Here is a 25054-nt window from a genome sequence, read left to right on the forward strand (position 1 = left end):
TAAGGTCTACTCAATAACAGCAACACAGTGCTGAGAATGCCCAACTGTTAAGGGCGTTTTGCAACTTGCTATTTACGCCCTTCCCATGAATTTAGCAATGGTTTTTTGAGTAAAACGAATATTATTTTTTATTAGGCAAGGCGCAGCAGGTGCTAGTTGCAACAATAACCCGGCGAGCCGTAAATTAGGCGCCCTGCCATTCGTGCGGCTCGGCCATTAACGCCAAACTTAAAGAGCCTGGGCTGGCATAAATACCACCCGCTAAACTCATTACGCTTACCACTAACTGCACCTTGCAGTCGCGTGCAGAAGCTTCTAATTCGGCAAAGCCATTCATGGCTTTTAGCGCCTCAAGCGGGCCAGCATAATTAATAACAATAATGGGCGACAACAAGCCACGTACCAACTGAGAGCGCGCATGCGCAAACAATTGCGCGGCAGATTTATCAAAACCTTTTACCGTTGCTGCTCGGTAACTGCTGTCATTCACAATACATAATATTGGATGCACACCAATAACATTCGCTATTGCGGCTTGCGTCCAACCAACGGCTTTTTCGCCACGCTTTTGCGCACGTTCCAAGGCTGTTAATGGCGATTTAGGCAGCATATAGGTGTGTATTTTGCTGGATAAGGTATCCATTTGGCGGCGCACTATATTAGCCTCTTGCGACTTCAATAAACGCCGTAGCGTTTCTGCCACCATTAAGGCTTGGCCCGAAAAAATCGTTCGGCTATCCATTACCCTAACCGTAACCTTGCTACCTTCAGGCAATTGCGCGCGCACCTTAGAAACAGCCTCGTTGGCCTTGTTGTATGTCTCGCCTTGCATGCGGTTGACCGTTTGCACAAACACTTGCTCTGCACCCTCAGCAATGGCCTCATTAATGACTGCAGCAAAGGTCTCTGCGCTGGGCGGCTCCGTCGTTACGGTATTTTTGCGTTTGAGCTGCCCCGAGCGAAAAAACTCCAGCGATAACGCCTGATCGCAAGGGTCTGGAAACTCATCACCATTTATAGCGACGGAAATGGGAACGCGCTTAATATTGTATTTTTCAAGTAACCGTGGCGGTAAAGTACACGCCGAATCAACCACGATGGCTGTTTTATTCATTTCCATTAGCCCTAAAAACTCACAATATGTGTAAAAGCGACCAATTATACACCAATATGTTTATTGTGCCGCCAACTAAGCAGCGCAACCTAAGCATCCAATGTTTTGAGCAACACGCTAATTAGTCGTAAACTGCCTTCATTATCATAGACAATAAAAAGGAATCACGATGAACTGCACCAGCTGCAACCAAGGCACTCTCCAGCCGGCCTACCTCGATGCGCTCTTCCCTTGCCAAACATGCAACCACTGCGGTGGTAACTTGGTGTTTCTATCTGACTACCTTCGCTGGGTGAATAGCGAGCCTAGCGCACCGGTTGTCAGCGACATTGAAGTCGCTGCTACCGAAACCGAAAAAGCCATGCTGTGCCCACAAACAAAAACCCTGATGCTTAAATACCGTATCAGTCATAAGCTTGAGCATAAACTGGATCTCAGCCCAGCCATCAATGCCATTTGGTTAGACAAAGGCGAGTGGGAGCTACTAAAGCAAGAAGGCCTAGCTTTCGAGCTTAACGCTATATTCACCGATAGCTGGCAGAAAAAGATTCGCCAAGCCAAAACGCAAGAAACGCTAGAGGGCCTGTACGACAAAACCTTTGGTGAGCACTACCCCGCCATTAAAGCGTTTAAAGCACAACTAGACACATTCGATAATAAAGCCGAAGTCATTGCTTACTTGCTGGCCGACGACCCCTACAAGATTTAATCCGCCAACCAAATAGCACTAGCAAAGCGGCCCGTTACGGGCTGCCGCCTATAAGAATAAAACTGGGAATCATTCACTGTACAAGCCTGCCCGCCACTAATAGCGGTTACCCCTAATAACGCTAGCTGCAAGCGGGCAAGCGCATATAAGTTGGCAAAATAATGCGTAGGCTTGTGTGGGTTAGGCACGAAAGATTCAGCCGCGCAAGCTCCCAGCGCTTGCACAAAAGCCTTTTTAACTTCAGCCCCCACCTCAAAAGCCGCCGGCCCAATTGCAGGCCCTAAATAGGCCATCACGGTATCGCTAGCGTCAAAGTGCTGATGAGTCTTGAGCAATACTCCTGCCGCCAAGCCACGCCAGCCTGCGTGAACTGCCGCTACGCGAGTACCCTGCTGATTACATAGCAGCACCGGTAAACAATCGGCGGTAAGCACTGCACACGCTAAATTAACCTGCGAAGTAGTACATGCATCGGCTTGCGGCGCAGGCAATGCGCAGGTTTCGGCACTGGCTTGCACAACATCAACCCCGTGCACTTGCTCTAACCATTGCCAATAAGGAACCTTTAGCTGCTGGGCTAATGCATCGCGATGGGCCTGCACCCGAACAGCATCATCACCAACATGCATCGCCATATTGTAAGCGCCATAGGCAGTAGCATCGGGTACCGCCAGTGTTATCGCCGTACGCACATTGGCAGGCGCCGTCCATTGCGGGAAAAGCAAAGGCATTTCGCTTCCAACACCCGCCGCCTTATTGTTAGACATTGCCTTGTTTTAACACCTCAAGTAGATGAGTAAAATCATCCGGCAAGGGAATTTCCCATTGGCATTGCTCACCGGTAGCAGGGTGAATTAAGCCTAGCGCCTTAGCATGCAAGGCTTGCCGGCCGAACGAGCGCACACACTCTAATACCGAATCATCAATTTCAGAAGTCTTCAAACCGCGCCCGCGGTATGTGGCATCACCTACCAGCCCCAAACCAATATGCGTCATGTGGACGCGAATTTGGTGGGTGCGGCCCGTTTCAAGCTTTAATTCCACCCATGTAAAATGTTTAAAGCGCTTGACGATTTCGTAATGGGTGATGGCTTCTTTGCCGGCATCGCTTTCGGAATCCACCACCGCCATGCGCGTTCGGTGTTTAGAGTCGCGCCCTATGGGCGCGTCTACTGTGCCACCGCTGAGCAAAGTCCCCGATAATACTGCCGCGTAGCGCCGCGATACCGTACGCGCCTGCAATTGCTGCACTAAGTGGTTTTGCGCTTGTAACGTTTTAGCCACCACCATTAAACCGGTTGTGTCTTTATCTAGCCGGTGCACAATACCCGCACGCGGAATATGCTTGGAATCTGGATAACGGTACAAAAGCCCATTTAACAAAGTGCCGGTATAATTACCTGCCGCTGGGTGTACCACCAAGCCGGCCGGCTTATTGATAATCAATAAGTGGTCATCTTCAAATACCACATCAATTGCGATATCTTCAGGCTGCCAGTCGTTAACATCGGCCAAGGTCGCCTCCAAAGCCAGTTGTTCCCCGCCGGCTAATTTGGCATTCGACTTCCTTACACTGCCATTGACCGTCAACTCGCCGGATTTAATCCAGCCTTGTAATTGCCCCCGTGAATAATCAGGGAACAACTGCGCGGCAATCGCGTCCAACCGCTGCCCTTTGGACTCCATCGAGACTTTGGCTTGCTGGGAAATTTCTTGCATCATTGAGTTATTACCTGCTACTGGCTAAACTGCGCCCTCGCCGCCCGAGGCTGGGCGCAAAAAAACGCACATAATGATACAGAGCACGACTGAATGCGAGCACACCTTATATTTATACTGGTTAGCGCCCTAGCGCTTGGGGCAACATTGACCGGCTGCGCCTCTAACGAGGAAAAAGACAAAAGCACCGAACAACAGCTGTACGAGCGTGCCCAGCGCTCATTGGACGGTAAGAATTGGCAGGCGGCTGTATCAGCCTTAGAGCTGCTCGAAGAAAACTTCCCCTTTGGCACCTTTGGCGAACAAGCACAACTCGAGCTGATTTATGCTCACTACCAATCGGGTGATTATGAGCTTTCCATTGCCAATGCCGATCGCTTTATTCGCTTACACCCACAACATCGCCATGCCGATTACGCCTACTATATGCGCGGGTTGGCCAGCTTTAACAAAGAAAGCTCGTTAGTGGGTTCAATTTTTGGCATGGATAACACCAGCCGCGACCCAGGCGCAGCGATTAATGCATTCAACATGTTATCTGAGTTTGTAACCCGCTATCCAAGCTCCGATTACGCTGTCGATGCCCAGCTTCGCATGGTTTATTTACGCAACCTTCTTGCTCGCGGCGAAATTCACATTGCCAACTATTACTTTAGCCGCAAAGCGTACCTTGCCGCTGCCGCACGGGGCCGCGCCGTTGTCGAAAACTACCAAGGCTCGCCCGCCGTACCCGACGGTTTAGCCTCTTTAATTCAGGCTTATCACATGCTGGGGCAAGACGAGCTTGGCGTAAACGCTATTAAAGTCTTGCGTGAGAACTACCCCGAGTACCCAGCCCTTAACGAAGACGGCAGCTTTAACTACAACTATGCAGGCCAGCTAGACAAGAAAAACTGGATTAGCTACCTAACCCTTGGGCTATTTAACAAGCAGCTAGAAATTGGCTTTGATACCCGCGACATTTACAACAGTATGTACAAAGATAAAAGCCAACTCGAAAAAACTGACGCGCCACGCCCTACCGAATAATTGAACATGCGATACAATCCAATAGCGGATGAAATACGTAGCTAACTAAAAGCCCGCCGACGCGGGCTTTTTTTCGCCCACTTAACGCCAACACGCTCAAAGACAGGAATATTCGAATGCCAAATACCGTCTACGATTTTGACATCACGCTTCTCGATGGCCAGGTTTTGAAACTAGCCGAGCTAAAAGGCAAAGCCATCCTTATTGTTAACACCGCCAGTAAATGCGGTTTTACGCCACAGTACGAAGGCTTAGAGACACTGCACAAACAATACGCAGAGCAAGGCTTAGCGATTATTGGTTTCCCCTGCAACCAATTTGGCAGCCAAGAACCCGGTAGCGCCGAAGACATTGGGCAGTTTTGCTTAAAAAATTACGGCGTGAGCTTCCCTATCAGCGAGAAAATAGACGTTAACGGCCCCAATACTGCGCCGCTATTTACCTACCTTAAAGAAAAAGAGCGCGGCATTTTAGGTAGCAAAGCCATCAAATGGAATTTCACCAAGTTTTTAATTAACAAAGAAGGCGAAGTATTAAAACGCTACGCTTCGGCGACTAAGCCTGAGGCGTTAAAAGCCGATATTGAAAAGGCTCTTTCGGCTTAACGTAAGTACGGGGACTAGGCATTCAGATTTTACATGTAGAAAAATCTGTTATTACCCATTGCGCTGCACGCGCTGTTTGGATATGGGGTGACCATCATTTCGCACCCACCTGAATAGTTACGATTTATAAATATATCCATATCATCGGCCTATTTCTGAATAAAAAGCCCTTAGCCAATGCACACTCATCACACCTACTACGCGCTGGAAATTCATCAAAAAAGACCGGAATCCGGCCATGCGAAAATTCGCTGCCCAACATATTTTAACGACTAACGGATTAGCGATAGCACCTAATTTAACCGATAAAACTTGAAACTTTACACGATATGCCAAATACCACTGGCATTACGCCAGGCGCCTTTGTAGTCCATCCCCATACCGAACACGTATTCATCAGGCACTGCCATTGCGGCTGAGTCAACTTTATATTTTTGAGGTTTTCGGTTGTGCTGTTTATCGACCATCACCGCAGAGTAAACTCGCTCTGCGCCTTGTTCCATAGCCCAAGCGGCAAGGTATTCGAGTGTTTTACCCTCATCGAAAATATCATCCATTAACAAGACGGTTTTGTTTTTTAGCGATAGTTCAGGGCGTGTGATCCAATGTAACTCGTCACCGCCTTGCGTGGTGTTGCGATAACGCGTTACCCGAATGGCATCTAACGATACTGGCATAGTTAGTTTAGGTAATAACAAGCCCGAATACACCATGCCACCATGTAACACACACAAAGCGACCAATGGCGTTTTAGCTAAGGTACGATTTATTTCCTCAGCTTGTATGGCAACAGCATCAGAAACTTGCTGCTCGGTATACAATTGCTTCGATTCCGGCCATGCAATGTTATGCCCCATTAGCAGCATCTCCTTTAGAGGCCTCATCTGGCATTGAATTTACTGTTACGCCATTAGGGATATGCAAGGTTGATGTCGGGAATGCGCACTCAGCGCCGTGCCCTTCGATAATATTAATAATTTTCAGCATCACATCCTGTTTAATTTCGTGAAACTCCACCCACGCCGTTGTTTTGGTAAAGGTGTAAATAAAGAAGTCGAGCGAACACGCATTAAATGCATTGAAGTTCACGATCAACGTTTGATCTTGCGCGATATCTTTATGCGAGCGCAGCATTTTTTTAACATCTTCGACAATCACCGGCATTTTGTCGGCATCATCGTAACGAATCCCAATGGTTTCTTTTATGCGGCGATTGAGCATACGAGATGGGTTTTCAACAGATATTTGAGTAAACGTCGCATTGGGCACGTAAAGTGGCCGCTTATCAAAAGTTCGGATACGGGTTAAACGCCAGCCGATATCCTCGACGGTACCCTCGATATTTTTATCCGGTGAACGCACCCAATCGCCGACAGCAAAGGGGCGATCCAAATAAATCATTAGACCACCAAAAAAATTAGCCAATAAATCTTTTGCTGCGAAACCAACCGCTATACCGCCAATACCACCAAAGGCTAATACCCCTGAAATGCTATACCCCAAAGACTGAAGCATAACCAGTGCCGAGGTAATAATGGTTGAGACACGCAACAATTTACCAATCGCCATGGCAGTGGTTTGATCCATTGGCTTACGCGAATACTCAGGGTCGACCAAGTTGCGCTCAGCCCGTTTAATAAAACCAACCACGAACCATACAATAATCACTATCGAACCCACTGTACGTGCAGGCGCGATCATACTGAGTAAACTGACTTCCGTTTGCGCAGCCGCTATGCCTGCAGCGTAAGATAAGCCCAACACCCACACCATCCATTTAGCAGGACGCAAGAGCGATTCAAATAACGCATCATCCCAGAGGCTTTTTGTTGCAACGCTGCGCGAAACCAGCTTAGTGAGTGCACGCGACACCACAAACGCAACAATCAACGTCACTGTTACCACTAAAAAAACTTCGATAATCCATAAATAATCATGGGCTACAAATTGTGCCAACCACGACTTTACTGCATCCTCGTCCATTGTTTTGCTCCTCAAATAAACTTAATCACTAGTATCCGCCAGCATCATTAATGGCGCTCGTTAATTTCTTGCAGTGCCTGATGTGTGGCCAGCCACTGCTGTGAACGCTGCAACGTTTGCCAATTAAAGCCTTGCTGCGCCCTTGCTTTCACTGCGCTGAGTTTACGAATTAACGGCTCTTGCGCACGAATATTGGCGCTTTCAAAACCTTCGATCAACTCAATCGCATCATCAGGTTGATTGCATAACAATACCATCGAACAACCCGCGTCCATTGCAGCAATTCCTCGCTCGATTGGACCACCGGCAACCTTTGCCGCCTCCATCGATAGGTCGTCGCTAAAAATAGCACCGCTAAACTGTAACGCATCTCGCAAAATACCGTGCAACCAGTCGGCCGAAAAACCCACAGGGCTATCACTCACACAAGGAAATACCACATGCGCCGGCATCATGCCCTGTAATTTAGGCGCTAAGTCGATAAACGGGTATAAATCTGTTGCTTTAATTTCATCAAAGTCGCGCTCATCAACGGCAATCTCTAGGTGGGTATCGCCAACAACACCACCATGCCCAGGAAAATGTTTTCCCACTGCTGCCATACCGGCTATGGCCAAGCCAGCAATAAAGTGATTCGCATGCTGCGCCACTTCTTTAGGGCACTCCGAAAATGCGCGATCGCCAATAACATTGCTTTGCGGATTAAAGCGATCAAGTACAGGCGCAAATGTAAAGTCCAAACCCAACGCCATTAATTCCTGTGCCATTAATGTTGCCGAGGCTGATATTAAACCTGGTGCGCTTTGCGCGAGTTCATGCATAGAGGGGATGCGGGTAACACCATTGCGAAAGCGCTGAACCCTGCCGCCTTCATGGTCAACAGCAATAAGAATTTCGTTTTTACATTCTCTAATTTGCTTGTTTAGCTCTATCAATTGTAAAGGGTTATCGTAGTTGCGCGAAAATAAAATCACCCCGCCTACTTGAGGGTGCGCTAAAACTTCGCGCTCTTCTAGCGTTAGCGTCATACCGGCAACATCCAACATAACGGAACCTAAAGCCATAACCTACCACCCTAACTTTCAACGATTATTTTTTACACTTACGGATTTTGTATCTCAGCGACAGGCGCAGCAGCATCCACGATTTGATCGCTTTGTAACATACCAGTCATTGCCGGCACTAAATACTTAAGCATTTCATCAATAGGGATATCCTCTGGGTTTTTCCCAAGCATCGCTACAATCGATTCAAAACTTGAAAGGGTAAATAAAGACGCCCCCAGCATAAAATTCATGCGCCAATAAAACTGCATGTAATCGGTATTGGGAGCGGCCACCTGCAACAGTTTAGTTAAACGAGCCAACGTACCACCAAAACGCTCGGAACAATGCTGCCGCAAGTGCTCTTGTGATTGGGTGTAAGCCAACGTCATTAAACGGGCGAAGCGCTCTGGACGCTCATTCACTTCGCGTTGCGTAGCGACAAAGGCACCGCCGGCAGCCAACAACACATCGCGTACACTTGGGGACTCGCGATCTAGCTTATCCAAGTTGTTTTCTAACGCTTTACAAAACGGGTCTAAAAAGCGTGTGAAAACAGCTTGAATTAACGCTTTTTTTGAACCGAAGTGATAATTAACGGCCGCCAAATTAACGTCAGCCATACAGGTAATCGTCCGCAACGATGTTTCGGCAAAACCGCGTTCTGCAAATAGCACCGTTGCGGCATGTAAAATTTTATCGACTGTTTCGCTATTGGCCATATTCTTTCCTTTACACCCTAAAACGAGGAAATACCCCCTACGGTGTGTGATTAATCATGAATAGATAAGCAGCGGCTGCACTAATCAACGTTTGAATAGCACAACGTTAACCCTGAGTTAGCGTTTCTAACTCTTCACTTTTGAGCATCCATTCCTCTTCACACATCTCCAACTTTTCACTAATTTCAGCTTGGCGTTTTAGTGTTTTTGTTAATGTCTCGCCACCTGTGGTATAAATATCAGGGTCTGACAGCTCCTGCTCCACCGCGGTTAAGCTTTGCTGTAGTTTATCGATTTCTTTTTCAAGTTTTTTTACGGCATTGGTTAGCGGCTTTAATTGTGCGCGCATCGCTGCGTTATTTTGACGCTCGGTTTTCTTGGTGTTTTTATCTTGTACCGCGGTTGTTTCAGTGGGGCTTTGCCCCCCTGTGGCGCTGGCACTTTTAGTGGTTAACCAGGTTTCGTAATCGTGAAGATCGCCATCAAACAAACTCACCTTACCGTCATCAACCAGCAAAAACTCTTCTACTGAATTACGTAGTAAATGCCTATCGTGCGACACTAAAACAACCGCGCCATCAAAACCTTGTAACGCTAAAGTTAACGCGTGGCGAACTTCCAAATCCAAGTGGTTCGTCGGTTCATCCAGCAATAACAAGTTAGGCTTTTGCCAGGCTACAATCGCCATCGCTAAACGCGCTTTTTCACCACCAGAAAAGTGCTGAATGGTTTCGAAGGCTCTATCGCCTTGAAAATCAAAACTGCCTAAAAAATTACGGACTTCTTGCTCAGAGGCTTTAGGGCTTAAACGCTGTAAATGCAAAGCGCAGGATGCATTCATATCTAACGCTTCTAATTGGTGTTGATTAAAATAACCAATACGTAAGTGTGCACCTTCAACCCTATCCCCAGCTAACAATGTTGATTTAGCGCCACCCTCACCAACTAGCGTTTTCATTAAGGTAGATTTACCCGCGCCATTGGCACCCAACAAGCCCAAGCGCGAATTGCCATGAATACTCAGCTGTACTTTTTTTAGCAGCACTTTATTGCCATAACCCAAGTCGGCATCGCTTAGGGTAATTAGCTGCTGAGGAATGCGCTCTGGCGTCGGAAAACGGAAATTAAATGGCGAGTCAATATGGGCGGGAGAAAGCTGCTCCATGCGCTCTAACTCTTTAAGCCGGCTTTGCGCCTGCTTGGCTTTAGTAGCTTTGGCTCTAAAACGGCGAACAAAACTTTCAATTTCAGTAATGCGCTCTTGTTGTTTTTCAAACGCTGCTTGCTGCTGCGCTAAACGCTCAGCTTTTTGCCGCTCGTAAGCGCTGTAATTACCGCTATAACTGATTAACTGTGTATTTTCAAAGTTAGCAATGCCCGTAACCACGTTATCTAAAAAATCTCGATCGTGAGAAATAATTAATAACGTGCCTTGATATTGCTTTAATCGCTGCTCAAGCCAAAGTGTTGCATCTAGATCTAAGTGGTTTGTCGGCTCATCGAGTAACAATAAATCGGAGCGACACATTAATGCTTGTGCCAAATTTAAGCGAATTCGCCAACCACCGGAAAAGTCGGATACTGGACGGGCACCATCGGCTGCGCAAAAGCCCAGCCCGGCAATTAATTGCATCGCCCTAGCCGCTGCGGTGTAACCGTCAATGTGCTCATATTGCGCATAGAGGTTGGCGAGCTTTTCGCCGTCATCGCCCACTTTGGCTATTGCTTGCTCGATAGCTCTAAGCTCGGTATCGCCATCTTGCACATAGTCTAAGGCCGTGCGTTCTCCGGCCCCAACTTCCTGCGCCATATGTGCGGTTTTCCACGCGCTAGGCACATGTAAGTCGCCTGCATCAACCGCCAGCTCGCCTATTAATAATTTAAACAGGCTGGATTTACCGCTGCCATTCGCGCCAATAACACCTAGCTTCTCACCAATATGGACCGTAAGCGATGCTTTTTCTAACAGAATTTTATGGCCGCGCTGTAGGCTCGCTTGCGTTAATTTAATCATGCGTTGTAGTGATCAAGGGAAAGTAGTTCAATTTTATAACCGTCTGGATCTTCAGCAAAGGCTAATACCGCCGAGCCATGCATCATGGGCCCCGCTTCGCGCACGATTTTACCGCCGGCGGCTTTAATGGCCGCCGCCGCGGCATAAACATCTTTTACGCCGATTGCAATATGGCCATAGCCATCACCAAGTTCGTAATTTTTGGTATCCCAATTATGGGTTAATTCCAATACCGTACTGCTAGCTTCATCATCATAACCAATAAACGCCAGTGTAAAGCGCCCATCCGGGAAATCTTGTTTACGCAACAGGCGCATGCCCAATACATCCACGTAAAACGCGAGCGACTTATCGAGATCCCCCACTCGCAGCATGGTATGTAGTAAACGCATAATAATTCCTTAAATAAACTAATGATGATTTGGGTGATGAGGCATTGCGTGATCTAGACCATTCGCTTCACTATCGTCAACGCTGGAGTGGTCATTGTGCTCGATATGATGCGATGTATCGTGATGTGAAGCCCCCTGATGAGAAGTGCTCTGATGCAAAGTACTGTGGTGTGAATGCCCCCCAGCGTGGTGAGAATGGTGATACCAAGCGACAGCGATTGTCCAAATGCCAAAAAGAATAAAGCACCCAGCCAACCCCATTTTAAACCACCGCCGCGCCAACCATTTGCGCACCCACGATGCCGCCAAGCCGCCGGCAAATACCGCTGGCAAAGTGCCTGCACCAAACGCTGCCATTGTTAGCGCGCCCTCTGTCACCCCAGGCTGGGTTGCCGCCAACACTAAAACCGAGTACACCAAACCACAGGGCAACCAACCCCAAAACGCCCCCAGCAACAATGCCTTAGGCACAGTATAAACGGGCAATAAACGCTGACTTAGTGGCTGAATATAACGCCATACTTTTTGCCCACCGCGCTCAAGCACCGTTATACCGGTCCAAAGCTCTGCTTGGTAAAGCCCGGTTGCAATTAACAACAAACCCGCGATAGTTCGCGCTAACGGGTAACCGCTATCAAAAATTGCATTCTGCCCTAACGCCGCCAAAGCCCCTAACAAGGCATAACTGCCGATACGGCCAATGTTATACGCCAGCAACAATGCAAAACGGCGAGCGAGTTTTTCTGCGGGAATAGCATAGGCCAATGCTGCAGCAAAACCGCCACACATTCCTAAGCAGTGTCCGGCGCCAAGCACCCCGAGAAGTAAGGCTGATATTACAGCTTCAATCACAGCCGCGGCTCACCTTTTGTGTCCAGTGCAGACTTAGCCGCGCGCGCGCGATTAGACTCAATGTCGTCGTCATCAAACAAAATGCGATGCCCTTCTGTATCAAGATCATCGTATTGACCAGATTTGACGGCCCAAAAAAACACGGCAACGGCGACGGCAACAATTAAAATAGCAATGGGAATCAGCAGATAAAGACTTTCCACATGCGCCTCATGAATACAAAAGCGCGCATTATACTCAAACTGGGCGGCAACGCGTTGCCAATCACCCTTTTCTTATCGGGCATTGAGGTAGCCTAACGGCAGCAAGCCTTAAAAAGCCGTAGCGCGGGGCCAACGACTTTATTTACTGCTATGGAACTGAAAGCGCGGGCGCACTAGCTTACCCGCGCAGCATCGAAGCCTTCTGATAAAACCTCAGCAACCGAGGCGATCTCGTAGAAAGTATCTACGCTAGGGTCGGTTTCGGCTTTGGTCAGCAAGTAGGTAAGGTAGCGAAATAAGTTACCACTAGTATGTACACCTTTCGCCGCCTTTGAGTAGCTACATAAGCGCTCGCAGACATGCTGTGTTTCCAGCAGTATTACCGTCAGCTGTTTGTCTGCACATTGGGTAAGCGCGGCATTTTTAGCCAGTAACAGCATTTGCACACTTTGGTTAAACAACAGTGACAAGGCCTTGCTGTATTCAGCCAATGCAGCTTCAGCTTGGACCTTAGGCGAGATAAAGCGCACATTGGGCGCGCCATCTGGCGATCTAAATTCAATATTTTCTTGGTTCATGGCAAGCATCCATTGCAGGAAGCCTGCGCTACATCACTAGCATAGGCTTCCACTCATTAAGCACATCACGTTAAACAAAGAGTGGCCAACTTAAGTAACTAGTACATTAGCGTATCCACTATCGACACCAATGACTGTAGAAACAGAAACCGATTTTCGCCAATTTTTAGGGCGTTTGCGTTGCACATAACCAGCGCTGCGCAGTGGCCTCTGGCAGATAAGTCACCACCCGAGCATACATGGCCAGCACTTTTTCAAGCTCAGCAACCAAAGCGGTGTTATCGCGATTGTCATCCGAAAATGCAGCATCTAGCATGCGGCCTAAACGCTCATCACACGCTTTAACCCCGTCCCAATCGCCCACTTCAAAGGCTGTCTGCATGGCTTTGCGGGTACGAATAACATCAACTAAAGACGAACAGACTAATGGCATGGGGAATCTCTCAAGTATCTATGGCTACACCCTATTTGTCGGCCCAGATCGCAAAAACTTGAAGATTATTTTGAAGAGTTTTCTCGTGCTAAAACGCGCCTTGCGGAAAGTGCCAGGTCACAGACAAAGGCGCCCCTTCGGGCAAACCACACAGGCTGGCGGCGTTGCACTGCAGCCATAAATCACCCACTGCAATTAAGCTATTGTTGCAATAAATAAGCGGAATACGGTGACGAAGCCAAGGCTCTAAACGGTATTCTTGCAATAGTTTTTTAAGTGCTTGCGAGTGCGCACGCCCGGCGGGATGGGCGCGCTCACCGCCTTGCCGGTAGCGCACTTGCAGCTCGCCAGTAAAGCCGGCTACACGCAGCTCGCTGCCATCACTCAATACGCAGTGCTCTTTGAATGAAACGGCTTGAGCAGCCACTGATTGCAAAATACTGACAGGCAAAAGGTATAGCCGCTGCTTAAAACGGCTAAAACCATAGCTCCCCAAAAGCAAGGCGGGCTGTGCATCGGCTTGCGCTTGCAGCAGTTTTTGTAATTCTTCGAAATGGCCGCTTTGCGGCGCTAACTCACCCTCTTGCTTTAACCAAAAGCGCACCAACTGCTTTTGCCGCGACCACGACAATACCCGCAACGCAGAAATATCAATAGAAGACCCACAGCGTTCTTGGCGAAAGCCCACCGAGGCAAAATCAAGCGCGGCATATTCGTCCAATAAATGCTGAGCTTCGCGGGCATGCTCTGCAGCAACGGTAATTTGCTCAACAGCGTTCGGCCAGTGCTGCGTAATAACAGGGAATATTTGATGGCGTACAAAGTTGCGGCTAAAGCGAGTATCGGCGTTACTTTCGTCCTCTACCCACTGCAAAGCCTGCTGTTTAGCGTAATTCAGAATACTCGTCTTAGGGCACTGCAATAATGGCCGCCATAAGCGCCCCTGCCCTAAAGGACGCTCTACCGGCATAGCCGCCAACCCTTGCACGCCCGCGCCACGCATTAAGCGCAGCAATAAGGTTTCGGCCTGATCATTTTGATGGTGCCCCACCGCTAGTACATCACCAGCTTGTAGCAGCTGTTCAAAAGCTTGATAACGCGCCTGCCGAGCGGCCTGTTCTAGCCCTTGACCAGCGATGTTAACGGCTACATTTACAGTGTTTAATGGGATATTCAGGCTCGCACACAAGCCTTCGACTTGTTGCTGCCACTGCCCAGCGTTGGGCGATAACTGATGATTAATATGAATAGCGCTAAGGGTTACAAAATTGGGGCATTGCTGCTTTGCCCAATGAAGCAATACTACAGAGTCCACACCACCGCTAAGCCCAACAATAAGGCGCTTGCAATTAGCAGGTATATTCAGCGGTGGTAGCATAATAATTCGCCAATACTATTAACGGCGCTTTTTAGGGCCTGCTTTTTTAGTGGTTTTACTGGGGCGCCCAGCATTCCCTTTATTAGCGCGTACAGCAGCCGTTAATTTCCCTGCAATTTGCTTTCGCGGGCGGCTACGCTGTAAAGCTTCTGGCGGCACTAACGAGTGTTCGCCAGTTCCAATTAAATCTTCGCGGCCCATTTCTTTAAACGAATCGCGCAGCATTGGCCACGTTTTTTCATCGTGAAAACGCAATAATGCCTTTTGAAAACGGCGCTGTTTTAAATTGCGCGGGGTGTGCACCTTGCCACTTTTGTAATTAACCTTACCCAGCGGATCTTTCTCGGAATAATACATCGCCGTTGCTAAGGACATGGGCGATGGGTAAAAGGTTTGAACTTGATCCAAGCGGTATTTGTTTTTCTTTAACCAAAACGCAAGGTTAATCATATCTTCGTCATCACTACCTGGGTGCGCAGCAATAAAGTAAGGGATTAAATACTGTTTCTTCCCGGCTTCTTTAGAGTACTTATCAAAGAGCTTTTTAAAAGCATGGAAAGTACCAATGCCGGGTTTCATCATTTTATTCAGTGGCCCTTCTTCGGTATGCTCTGGCGCAATTTTTAAATAGCCGCCTACATGATGAGTCACTAATTCTTTGACGTATTCAGGATCTTCAATGGCTAAGTCGTAGCGCAAGCCAGACGCAATAGCCACTTTTTTAACACCAGGGATAGCCCGCGCCTTGCGATAAAGCTGGGTTGTTGATGAATGGTCGGTGACTAAGTTTTTGCAAATCGTGGGGAAAACACAACTTAAACGGCGGCAATTAGCGTGAATTTTAGGGTCCTTACAATTCAACATATACATGTTGGCTGTTGGCCCTCCTAAATCAGAAATAGTGCCGGTAAAGCCGGGCGTTTTATCGCGGATATCTTCTATTTCACGCAAAATCGATTCTTCAGATCGCGACTGAATCACTCGCCCTTCGTGCTCTGTAATTGAACAAAATGAACAACCACCAAAACAACCACGCATAATGTTTACCGATGTTTTTATCATCTCGTAAGCAGGAATAGTGGCGCCGCCATAACTTGGGTGTGGGATACGCGCAAAAGGCAGCGCAAATACCGAATCCATCTCGTCGGTTTCTAGCGGAATTGGCGGTGGGTTAATCCACACTTCGCGATTGCCATGCTTTTGCACTAACGTACGTGCATTTTGGGGGTTTGATTCCAAGTGCAAAACGCGTGAAGCATGGGAGTAAAGCACACGATCGCTGCGTACTTTTTCAAACGAGGGTAACCGGATTGCGGTTTTTTCATTATCTAGCGCATGTTGGCGATGCACCGGCATAGGAATGATACGCACAACCTCTTCTTCCACGTTTTGCTCTTGCGATTGCGGCTCTTGCTGGGCGGCATCGCCGTACAAATCACTATCTATGCCCGGCATCGAGGGCGCCCCACCACCGCTGTTGGCGTTGGTTTTACAATCGCTAGTGCCGGTATCCTCCATTGCATAAGGGTTTGGAATGGCATCGATATTTTTAGCCCAATCAACCCGCGAGGAATCAATCACAGTCCAGCCGTCGGGTACGGCTTTTCGCACCACGGTTGTACCGCGAATACTGGTAAGTTGATCAATTGTCTTGCCACCGGCAAGCTCAGTCGCCACCTCAATAATGGCGCGCTCGGCGTTGCCGTACAGCAAAATATCCGCGCCTGAATCGACCAGTACCGAACGACGCACCGCATCGCTCCAGTAATCGTATTGCGCTATGCGCCGTAAGCTTGCCTCTATACCACCAATAACAATAGGAACATCTTTGTAAGCTTCGCGGCAGCGCTGTGCATAAACTGTCACCGCGCGATCTGGCCGTTTCCCACCTTCGTTGCTTGGCGTATAGGCATCATCACTGCGCACTTTTAAATCGGCCGTGTAGCGGTTAATCATAGAATCCATATTGCCCGCACTAACACCAAAAAAGAGGTTTGGCTTACCCAATACTTTAAACGGGTCGCAGCTTTGCCAATCGGGTTGGGCAATCATGCCGACCCTAAAGCCCTGAAACTCCAGCAAGCGGCCAATAACGGCCCCACCAAAGCTTGGGTGGTCAACATACGCATCGCCATTCACAATAATGATGTCGCAGCTATCCCAGCCTAAATCGTCCATCTCTTTACGCGACATGGGTAAAAACGGTGCTGCACCAAAACACTCGGCCCAATATTTAGGGAACGAGCACAAATGCGGCGCTGTTTTAATGGCAGGAGGTGAGGCAAGCTTGGCGTTAGACATAGAATAAGGCTGTGTAGGTAAATCAGGCGGCCATTCTACCAGAGTCCACACCCTCTACGCTTGACAGCATAACCAGACAAAAGCTAGGGCTACTCGGAGGACTCTGCATGTGCTCCACAAAAAAGCCCAGTTGAAGACACTTCAACTGGGCTGAGTAATGGCTACAAGCAAGCCACATTGCTGCGTTTAACGCATAAGAAACTCCGCTATTGCACCCACCTCTTCTAGCGATACCGCCTGAGCGGGATCATCTGGTTTTAGGTGCGCCATTTTTGGAACGCTTTGTATTTTCGCGCTGATAAAGCTTGCGCTTGCACCTGTCACATCACCATAGCGCGGTGAAGCGCCTTCACCATTACCCGAATGGCAACTTGAGCAATGCTTTAAAAATTGAAACTGACCATCAATAGGCTGCGGTTCTGGTTCTGGTTCTGGTTCTGGTTCTGGTTCTGGTTCTGGTTCTGGTTCTGGTTCTGGTTCTGGTTCTGGTTCTGGTTCTGGTTTGACATCAGGGTACTTTTCTTTATCGCGCATTGCCGCGAAAAGGTCTTGAATTGCACCAAGATCTGCATCTTTTAACACCGGCCCCATAATGCTACCAAGATGGCCAAACTTAATCTTATGCTGGTCTTCATAAGGTTTAAAACGCATATGGCGGCCAACAGTGTAGGCATCGCCGTCTATCAATATCTTGGTCCCATCCACACCATGACAAATTGCACAGTTATTTGCGTATACCGTATCACCCGCAATCGGGCTGCCATCCACGCCCATATTAAGGAAACCGCGGCCACGGCTTGGGTACTCCCCACTCAATAAAATTAAGTCATAAAGTGCCGTGGTATCGAGCGCTTCCTCTTTTAAATATTTAACAATATCCCAGATTTGCGCATCGGTAAGAATTTCGGCGTAATTAGGCATTTTATCGCCAACGGAAGCATTACTTACAGGATCGTAATTATCGAGCCTATCGTTAACCGAACGATAATTATCGCCGCCTTTAATGCTGTTAAACAGCGCCTGCGGGCTGGCAATTTCACTGACCCTTGCCAAATTCACATCAGCAACTCTGGGCCTTGTTGTCGAGGGCGCGCGGTTACTGTACCCGCCTTCACGCCCTAACCTATCCCAGCCGTGGCATTGCTTGCAGCGAAAGAAATCTGCATTGGTCTCGATGCTATCCAATTGAGCTTGGCTATCGAGGTTAGAATTATTCAGCTCGAACCCTGTTTCATTCGCCCAAAATTTAGAATATAGCTGCCCACCCACAATGCCGTCGGCGGCTTGATAGGCTTGACCACCAGACATATCAACGCTACTGCTTTGGCTGCTCACCGCTGCACTGCTGCTTGAGCTCTCTGCACTTGATTCACTAGCAACTACTTCAGCGCTCTTTGGCTGCTCTGTGCCGTACTGTGACTACTAACAGCAACCTGATCACCGCTACACCCTGTGAGTGCAACCGTTAACAATACCGCCAACAATAAGCCTAAAATACTGGTTAAATCACCGCCTTTAGCACTATTGAGTTTTTCTGCAATGCTCATTACTTTCTCCGCAGCCCTCTACCATATACGCTTAAAAATGCTAATTAAGCACACGTTTTAAGCCGCAAAAGTATCAGCATTCAGCAAGGAGTTATCCGCATTTTTTTGCATACCGAGAGAGGCCTCACACAAATAGAGGTGCAAGGAAAGTAAAGAAAACGAAAAGCTTATTATTCAGATGCTTATTGAAATTTTTTAGGCAATATCTATTGCCGACAAAAGACACCAAAAAAAAGAGCAAGCACGGCATTAAAGGCAGTACTTGCCACATACCACGCCTAATACCGCTTGCTGTAAAACACAAGAGCGCCCGAAGTAAAAGCTACACCTGCAAATACTGCTTAAACCAAGCAATCTGGGCAGCTGACACTTGCGCTAAATATTCGCCCTCATAAATATCATAATGCGTAGCACCGGCAATACTCAGCAACTGCTTTGGCTCTTTTGCTTTATCAAATAGCGAATAAGACTCCGCTGGAGGGTTTACGCCGTCTTGTTCTGCAACCGTAATATGCAAAGGTGCATTTAAATCACTCAAGTAATTTTCTGGTTTGTGCGCTAGAGTTTCCGCCGTTGTTAAAAACGGAATTTTCGTTTTTAACGCTGGGAATTCTTCGGCATAACGACTATAAAATGCTTTAGATTGCTCATCACTTAAGACTTTAGCAATAGGCACCCACATTTCTTTACCGCCTTGCGCTTTGCGAGCTTGCATTTTTTCAAGCGAGCCTAGCAGTTTTGTGGTTTCTGCTTCATTTAAATCCCCAGTAATAACGCGCTCGCCATTACCAAAAGTGACTTGCACTGCAAGGCATTTAACACGAGCATCCTCCACGGCGGCAACAATGGCATTTGCCCCTCCAAATGATGTGCCCCACAAGGCTATTTTATCAACATCAATAATGGACATTTGCACAGCAAAGTCGATGGTTGCTTTGATATCTTCAATTTGCAACGCAGGCTGTAAACGACCCGCCTCGCCTTCACTGGCACCAAAACCGCGATAATCAAAGGTAATCACCGCAAAACCGGCCTGCTGAAATTGCTCAGCAAAGCCTGGTAACAATAGTTCTTTTACACCACAAAAACCATGACACATCACAATCAATGGTACGGGCTTTGTTAAATCAGATGGCAAATATAAATCTGCAGCAATGTTACTGCCGCCAGAGAGGTAATTAATGGTTGTTTTCATTGAGCTTCACTTATATTGATTTCAAAAAAAATTAAACGAGCAAAGGAATCCTATCACGCAGAACAAAACGCTAATAGCCACCTCGCTGAACCGCATACAATCAGTAAGGCTAAATTTCACCCACTAATTAACACTAGAGCACCTCTAAAAATAGTGAATTTTGTGTGAGAACTAGGACAGAAGTTGCTCCCGGCAACTTTCTGCATTTCCGCCGTCTGTGGAGGTCAAGCACCGCCCGGACGACTGAATGGATTCAGGAGGTAGAGCGACGCATCGGTGCAGGAAGCACCTTATTAGACATTGCAGCAGAATGTCGAGGAGCAAAAACCTGTAAGCCGCTATCGCGGAAAAAGTGCATATTTAGAGATGCCCACTAGTTACCCAACCGAAGAAAGCTTTCATACTAAAGGGCTCTAAATATAACATTGTAAAAATCAGCATAAACAACCTTCTCTCTGAGAGTTTTGTTTATGCTGTTGCAGTATCTTATTTCTTTGCTTTTAGCTGTGCTTTCGCCGCAGCCATAATGACATCATTATCTACCCGAACTTTGTAGTTAGGGGAAACGAAAGTGAATGTCACCATGCCCTTAGTATCAACTAATAAAGCCGCGGGTACTGGTAACAAGTGATGATCCTGACCAGAACTTTTTTCTAGGTTCACGCCAAAAGTTTTCATAGCCACGCGCATAGTCGCCCCAACTTTATACGCAAGGCCAAGCGCTTTAATTGCTTCGGCATCGCTATCTGACAACAAGGTGTAACCTAGCTCGTTTTTCTCGCCCGTTTTTTGCAGCTCTTCGGGTTTGTCTGGGCTCACCGCGATAATTTGGAAACCCAAATCTTTCAAAGGTGCTTCGACCTTACGTAACTCTGCCAAGTGCAAGTTACAATAGGGGCACCAACCACCGCGATAAAAAACAAGTAAAGTAGGTTTCTCTTTTAATAAAGAATTGAGTTTTACTACCTCTCCAGCTGGGTTTTTTAGTTTAACTTTAGGGATCTTTTGGCCAATAAGAATAGGACGAACATCGTCATCACTGGTAGGGACTTCAACCTCTTTTGCATGCGCCAATGCAGCCAACCCCATCACGCAAATAACACTTAAGAATAAACACTGAGCAGCGCTCATCAATGTTTTGATATTTACCGTATTCAACATAAACAATTCCTGTACTTGAGTCGCTTTGCTAATATGCAGCTAAAACGCCGCCATTAAATATTCCCATGTTAAGAATCAGGGAGCCGGTGCCTATCCTAAGCTATTCGCAATATAAAAGGTTTCACATTTTTATGACATTCATTCTCAAGGGGATCGCTCGGCGGGCGACCAAACGCGCACCGATGGAGGCTCTAACCCACACCACTATCTCACGAGCTACTGGCGTGCTGGGCGATTTTCGAGGAAAACCCTCTAAGCGACAAGTAACGATACTGAGTGAAGATAGCTGGAAAACCGTTGAAAAAGAACACGGCGGCCCTTTGGATTGGCTTATTCGTAGAGCCAACTTGTTGGTAGCAGGTATAACCTTCAGCCGCGAAAGCATCGGCAATACGCTCACAATTGGCCAAGCCGTACTTGAAATAACAAAAGAATGCGACCCTTGCTACCGAATGGACGAGCAAGTTGATGGGTTACAACAGCGACTGAAACCGGCTTTTACTGCCGGCGTATGTTGCAAGGTTATTCGCGATGGCTCCGTTCAGCTTGGCGACCACGCTATACTTAGCCAACCTCACCAGCCGAAGCTTATCTAAAAGAACGCGTTCGCTACAAAGCCAAAGCCTTTGCAACAACGTCATTTACGATTTGCCCGTCGTGTACATTGATCCCCTTGGCAAACAGGGCATCATTACGCGCGGCAGGCAAACCTTCGTTCGCTAAACGTAGAATATAAGGTAATGTCACATTAGTTAACGCGTGTGTTGATGTTAGAGGCACGGCGCCAGGCATATTGGCCACACAATAATGCACGATACCCTCGCGAATATAAGTGGGATGCTCGTGTGTTGTTGCATGGGAGCTTTCGAAACAGCCACCTTGATCAATCGCGACATCAACTAACACGGTGCCGGGCTGCATTTTTTTTAAGTCGTCATAACCCAGTAATTTCGGTGCTGCGGCACCAGGGATAAGCACCGCCCCCACTACAACATCGGCACGGGGTAAAAGCCCAAGCAAGGTTTGCTTATTGGCCACACGCGTTTGCAACCTAGGCCCAAATAGCGCTGCTAGCTCGCGCAATCGCTCGACCGAGGTATCTAATACCGTTACCTGCGCCCCTAACCCCAACGCCATTTCAACCGCGTTGGCCCCCACTACACCGCCACCTAACACAACAACATTCGCTGGCGCTGTACCGGGTACTCCAGCCATCAACACGCCCTTACCACCCACCGGTTTTGTCAACGCCATGGCGGCAGCCTGAATCGCTAAGCGCCCCGCCACCTCTGACATCGGCTGAAGTAAAGGTAAGCGGCCATGGCGATCAGTAATGGTTTCGTAAGCTATTGCGGTTACACCCCTGTCGCACAGCGCCGCAGTTAACTTACTATCTGCCGCTAAATGCAAATAGCCGAACAATAACTGCCCTCGGCGAAGCCACTCACACTCTTTTGCTTGTGGCTCTTTGACCTTAACAATAAGGTCACACTGGCCGTATAGGGTTTCTGCAGAAGGCTCTATATGCACACCTACACTCGTATAAGCCGCATCGTCACACCCCACCGCCAGCCCCGCACCACTTTGCACCCAAACCTCGTGCCCGGCTGCAATGCAAACAGAGGCACCGGCCGGCAACATACCCACGCGATACTCATGGTTTTTAACCTCACTAGGAATACCAATTCGCATAACTACCTCCTAAAGCCTATTAATCTATAGCTTAGCCGGATACAAGACTTATCACACGAGCAACAACACGGCATAATACCGAGCATCCTGTTAATCATAGTACTAGTAAAAGAGCGTAGCCTTCGCTCGCAACACGTAGAACAAGAGAGCACCCATGGGAAGAACGTACGAGAACCGCAAAGCCTCGATGGCGAAAACCGGCGCCATGAAAACCAAGCTATATTCTAAATATGGTAAAGAGATTTATGTTTGCGCCAAAAATGGCGGCTTTGACCCCAGCGCTAACCTCAGCTTGCGCCGCCTAATAGAAAAAGCAAAAAAAGAACAAGTTCCCAGCCACGTCATCGATAAGGCGATCGATAAAGCCAAAGGCGGTGGCGGCGAGGATTACGTGACTGTTCGCTTTGAAGGCTTTGGACCTGGCAACTGCATGGTTATTGTCGATTGCTTAACCGACAATAACAATCGCACTTTCGGCGATGTACGAACCTGCTTCAACAAAGCCAAAGCCAAGCTAGGCGGCCAGGGCTCTGTTGCTCACATGTTCGATCACCGCGCCATATTTGGCTTTAAACATGACGACGAAGATGCTGTTTTAGAAGCTTTAATGGAGCACGATGTTGATGTTGCCGATATCGAAAATGAAGACGGCACTATTACAGTATTTACCCCACAAACAGACTTCTTTAAAGCGAAAACTGCACTGGCCGAAGCATTCCCAGACCTGACCATCGACGTTGAAGAAATCACCTTCATTCCGCAACTGCATACAGAGCTCACAGCCGAAGATGTTGAAGTCTTTGATAAATTTTTAGATATGCTAAACGATTGCGATGACGTTCAAGAGGTTTATCACAACGCTGAATTGCCGGATTAATCTCAGGGTACTATTTATCGAAAGACCATAATCCCTTCTGTAGGAGGTTACGGTCTTTCAGTATGACTAATTCGAAGCAGCTCGCGCCATTTGCTCCAATATCTGTCCAAACAATGCTGTTACAGCATCTTTTGCAGAAACACCTTCCGGCATGTCTGGCTGCAGCAGCTGAGCCATCAAGTAAATACTCTTTTCGCCATCGACTAGCTCTAGTACTTTGGCGATAAATTCATGCCCTCTCTCGCATTGAAAATCAATATTAGGGACCGGCAAGTGATGCATAACTAACCAAGGCGGCGTTAACCAATCACTAGTACTGCCGGGCTTAGGCAAGGGCTTAGGCGTTAATGATTTTTGAGCGCAAAAAGACAATATTTGCTCGTAGTGATAACGCGCATTCAGTGGCGACACCATATGCTCAACCTCGTCCACTTCTTGCCTCTCTAGATCAAATCCAGCCATCTGGGCAAAATCAAAAATCTCCTCTGCCGAATATTTTTTATCAAAAGACATATTACGCGAATACAGCAAAGGCCCAGTATTAATCCAGCGCCCACCGGGCTTGAGCAGATACGTAATGACACCGATTAAATCTTTAACATCACCGCCGGTCACATCCAGCAGCCACGATGTCACGATTGTATCGACGCTATTTTCCCTCAGTGGCATGTTCCAAACATCTGAGCCCAATGCAAACCAACGCTCACGCAAATTGCCGGCATCTTCTGGGGGTTGCATTGTCCACGATTTAGAAAACGGATAGCCTATTTGGGGGTAGGTATAAAGCTCTGGCAGAGTAATCGCTTTTCGCTCTTTAATTAGATCCTGCGCGCAGGTAAGTAAAAATGGATTGATATCCGAAGCAATGGTAAATTCCGGCTCAAGCTTCTCGTGTAAATCCCAACTCAGGCGGCCAGCTCCAGCGCCTAGCACCAACATTTTTCCGGGTGCAGGATCGGCCCAAACATTCATTACGCGCTTCAAATTAGCGTCATTTGCGTGCGTTTCAAAATACTTACTTGGCTCGTTATCCCACGCCCAATCGCGCAAGATGTGGTGGTAATACTCAGTCGGATTATCCACAGTCGTTTGGTCATACATGGGGTCGAGCTGGGCCACCAAACCGGCACCGCTAAACTGAGCCAAAATCACATCAAGGCTTTGCTCCATAGACTCAAAGGCTTGCTCTAAACGTGCCCGCGTCAAATCAGATAAATCATACCCCTGCAATGCATATTCAAGGTTGGCCAGCGCTTCCCCGCCCTGCGCCTCCATCATGGCCATTTGATGCTGCCAAAGCTTTTTTTGCTGTATGCCCGCAGTAAAAACGCAAGGGATATTACCTAACGCAAAGAACTCACTATGGCATTTAGGGCAATGCATTCCCTCTATATCGCTGGCACAAACAGGGCAAATCAGCATTCCCTGCGGAAAAATAAACGCGTTGTTTTCGGTCATGACTTACCTAATTATTTAATCTAAAAGAAATAGCTGTAAATTGGCTTTC

At 47.7% G+C, this 25054-nt stretch carries 26 protein-coding genes; 5 read left to right on the forward strand and 21 right to left on the reverse strand.

Annotation, left to right across the window (positions count from 1 at the left end; translation table 11 throughout):
• Positions 1–184: 184 nt before the first annotated feature.
• On the reverse strand, positions 185–1114 hold the full coding sequence (locus tag MARGE09_RS19050; RefSeq protein WP_236984727.1) for a DegV family protein: 930 nt from the start codon (positions 1112–1114) through the stop codon (positions 185–187).
• Positions 1115–1283: 169 nt separating this feature from the next.
• Between MARGE09_RS19050 and MARGE09_RS19055 the strand changes: the two genes are divergently transcribed.
• On the forward strand, positions 1284–1823 hold the full coding sequence (locus MARGE09_RS19055; RefSeq protein ID WP_236984728.1) for a zf-TFIIB domain-containing protein: 540 nt from the start codon (positions 1284–1286) through the stop codon (positions 1821–1823).
• On the opposite strand, the gene pgeF is transcribed toward MARGE09_RS19055, so the two are convergent.
• Positions 1820–2590: a peptidoglycan editing factor PgeF gene (pgeF, locus tag MARGE09_RS19060; protein WP_236984729.1), complete on the reverse strand. Its 771-nt coding sequence runs from the start codon at positions 2588–2590 to the stop codon at positions 1820–1822. The genes MARGE09_RS19055 and pgeF overlap by 4 nt on opposite strands.
• A complete protein-coding gene (gene rluD / locus MARGE09_RS19065) occupies positions 2583–3545 on the reverse strand; it encodes a 23S rRNA pseudouridine(1911/1915/1917) synthase RluD (protein ID WP_236984730.1) in 963 nt (320 codons plus the stop codon). The genes pgeF and rluD overlap by 8 nt, the downstream gene beginning before the upstream one ends.
• A 90-nt stretch (positions 3546–3635) precedes the next feature.
• Between rluD and MARGE09_RS19070 the strand changes: the two genes are divergently transcribed.
• Together MARGE09_RS19070 and MARGE09_RS19075 are read left to right on the forward strand one after the other, a co-directional pair.
• Positions 3636–4571 (forward strand): outer membrane protein assembly factor BamD, encoded by a 936-nt coding sequence (locus MARGE09_RS19070; RefSeq protein ID WP_236984731.1) that lies wholly within the window; start codon positions 3636–3638, stop codon positions 4569–4571.
• Positions 4572–4687: 116 nt separating this feature from the next.
• Positions 4688–5176: a glutathione peroxidase gene (locus tag MARGE09_RS19075; RefSeq protein ID WP_236984732.1), complete on the forward strand. Its 489-nt coding sequence runs from the start codon at positions 4688–4690 to the stop codon at positions 5174–5176.
• A gap of 320 nt (positions 5177–5496) precedes the next feature.
• Here the strand turns inward: MARGE09_RS19075 and MARGE09_RS19080 are convergent, their stop codons facing one another.
• The 16 genes from MARGE09_RS19080 to MARGE09_RS19155 all read right to left on the reverse strand — a co-directional run bounded on the left by MARGE09_RS19080 (position 5497) and on the right by MARGE09_RS19155 (position 20978).
• Positions 5497–6033: a hypoxanthine-guanine phosphoribosyltransferase gene (locus MARGE09_RS19080; protein ID WP_236984733.1), complete on the reverse strand. Its 537-nt coding sequence runs from the start codon at positions 6031–6033 to the stop codon at positions 5497–5499.
• Positions 6023–7159, reverse strand: a complete 1137-nt coding sequence (locus tag MARGE09_RS19085) for a mechanosensitive ion channel family protein (RefSeq protein WP_236984734.1) — start codon at positions 7157–7159, stop codon at positions 6023–6025. The genes MARGE09_RS19080 and MARGE09_RS19085 overlap by 11 nt, the downstream gene beginning before the upstream one ends.
• 47 nt (positions 7160–7206) lie before the next feature.
• Positions 7207–8223, reverse strand: a complete 1017-nt coding sequence (gene nagZ, locus MARGE09_RS19090; protein WP_236984735.1) for a beta-N-acetylhexosaminidase — start codon at positions 8221–8223, stop codon at positions 7207–7209.
• A gap of 38 nt (positions 8224–8261) precedes the next feature.
• A complete protein-coding gene (locus tag MARGE09_RS19095) occupies positions 8262–8924 on the reverse strand; it encodes a TetR/AcrR family transcriptional regulator (protein WP_236984736.1) in 663 nt (220 codons plus the stop codon).
• Positions 8925–9030: 106 nt separating this feature from the next.
• The gene (locus MARGE09_RS19100) at positions 9031–10938 is read right to left on the reverse strand and encodes an ABC-F family ATP-binding cassette domain-containing protein (RefSeq protein WP_236984737.1); all 1908 of its coding nucleotides are present in this window, start codon (positions 10936–10938) and stop codon (positions 9031–9033) included.
• Positions 10935–11330: a lactoylglutathione lyase gene (gloA, locus tag MARGE09_RS19105; protein WP_236984738.1), complete on the reverse strand. Its 396-nt coding sequence runs from the start codon at positions 11328–11330 to the stop codon at positions 10935–10937. Before gloA ends, MARGE09_RS19100 begins: the two co-directional genes overlap by 4 nt.
• Before the next feature lie 18 nt (positions 11331–11348).
• Positions 11349–12182, reverse strand: coding sequence for a sulfite exporter TauE/SafE family protein (locus tag MARGE09_RS19110; protein ID WP_236984739.1), 834 nt, complete (start codon positions 12180–12182; stop codon positions 11349–11351).
• Positions 12179–12385, reverse strand: a complete 207-nt coding sequence (gene ccoS / locus MARGE09_RS19115; RefSeq protein WP_236984740.1) for a cbb3-type cytochrome oxidase assembly protein CcoS — start codon at positions 12383–12385, stop codon at positions 12179–12181. The genes MARGE09_RS19110 and ccoS overlap by 4 nt, the downstream gene beginning before the upstream one ends.
• 173 nt (positions 12386–12558) lie before the next feature.
• Positions 12559–12963, reverse strand: coding sequence for a hypothetical protein (locus tag MARGE09_RS19120; protein WP_236984741.1), 405 nt, complete (start codon positions 12961–12963; stop codon positions 12559–12561).
• Positions 12964–13129: 166 nt separating this feature from the next.
• The gene (locus tag MARGE09_RS19125) at positions 13130–13396 is read right to left on the reverse strand and encodes a hypothetical protein (protein ID WP_236984742.1); all 267 of its coding nucleotides are present in this window, start codon (positions 13394–13396) and stop codon (positions 13130–13132) included.
• Between the two features lie 88 nt (positions 13397–13484).
• Entirely contained in the window at positions 13485–14774 is a 1290-nt protein-coding gene (gene tilS, locus MARGE09_RS19130) for a tRNA lysidine(34) synthetase TilS (protein WP_236984743.1), read from the reverse strand.
• Positions 14775–14792: 18 nt separating this feature from the next.
• A complete protein-coding gene (locus tag MARGE09_RS19135; protein WP_236984744.1) occupies positions 14793–17075 on the reverse strand; it encodes a YgiQ family radical SAM protein in 2283 nt (760 codons plus the stop codon).
• Between the two features lie 186 nt (positions 17076–17261).
• Positions 17262–18410 (reverse strand): c-type cytochrome, encoded by a 1149-nt coding sequence (locus tag MARGE09_RS19140; RefSeq protein ID WP_236984745.1) that lies wholly within the window; start codon positions 18408–18410, stop codon positions 17262–17264.
• A 44-nt stretch (positions 18411–18454) separates the two neighbouring features.
• Entirely contained in the window at positions 18455–18622 is a 168-nt protein-coding gene (locus MARGE09_RS19145) for a hypothetical protein (RefSeq protein ID WP_236984746.1), read from the reverse strand.
• Positions 18623–18944: 322 nt separating this feature from the next.
• Complete coding sequence (locus MARGE09_RS19150) at positions 18945–19817, reverse strand: alpha/beta hydrolase (RefSeq protein ID WP_236984747.1); 873 nt, start codon at positions 19815–19817, stop codon at positions 18945–18947.
• 486 nt (positions 19818–20303) lie between these two features.
• Positions 20304–20978 (reverse strand): peroxiredoxin-like family protein, encoded by a 675-nt coding sequence (locus MARGE09_RS19155; RefSeq protein WP_236984748.1) that lies wholly within the window; start codon positions 20976–20978, stop codon positions 20304–20306.
• Positions 20979–21109: 131 nt separating this feature from the next.
• Between MARGE09_RS19155 and MARGE09_RS19160 the strand changes: the two genes are divergently transcribed.
• The gene (locus MARGE09_RS19160; RefSeq protein WP_236984749.1) at positions 21110–21574 is read left to right on the forward strand and encodes an MOSC domain-containing protein; all 465 of its coding nucleotides are present in this window, start codon (positions 21110–21112) and stop codon (positions 21572–21574) included.
• Positions 21575–21587: 13 nt separating this feature from the next.
• Here MARGE09_RS19160 and ald read toward each other — a convergent pair whose 3' ends face one another.
• Entirely contained in the window at positions 21588–22670 is a 1083-nt protein-coding gene (gene ald, locus MARGE09_RS19165; RefSeq protein ID WP_236984750.1) for an alanine dehydrogenase, read from the reverse strand.
• 154 nt (positions 22671–22824) lie between these two features.
• Here ald and MARGE09_RS19170 point away from each other — a divergent pair, with 154 nt between their 5' ends.
• On the forward strand, positions 22825–23547 hold the full coding sequence (locus tag MARGE09_RS19170) for a YebC/PmpR family DNA-binding transcriptional regulator (protein ID WP_236984751.1): 723 nt from the start codon (positions 22825–22827) through the stop codon (positions 23545–23547).
• Positions 23548–23613: 66 nt separating this feature from the next.
• On the opposite strand, the gene MARGE09_RS19175 is transcribed toward MARGE09_RS19170, so the two are convergent.
• A complete protein-coding gene (locus tag MARGE09_RS19175) occupies positions 23614–25005 on the reverse strand; it encodes a carnosine N-methyltransferase family protein (RefSeq protein ID WP_236984752.1) in 1392 nt (463 codons plus the stop codon).
• Between the last annotated feature and the right edge of the window lie 49 nt (positions 25006–25054).

Source organism: Marinagarivorans cellulosilyticus, assembly GCF_021655555.1.
Taxonomy (GTDB): domain Bacteria; phylum Pseudomonadota; class Gammaproteobacteria; order Pseudomonadales; family Cellvibrionaceae; genus Marinagarivorans; species Marinagarivorans cellulosilyticus.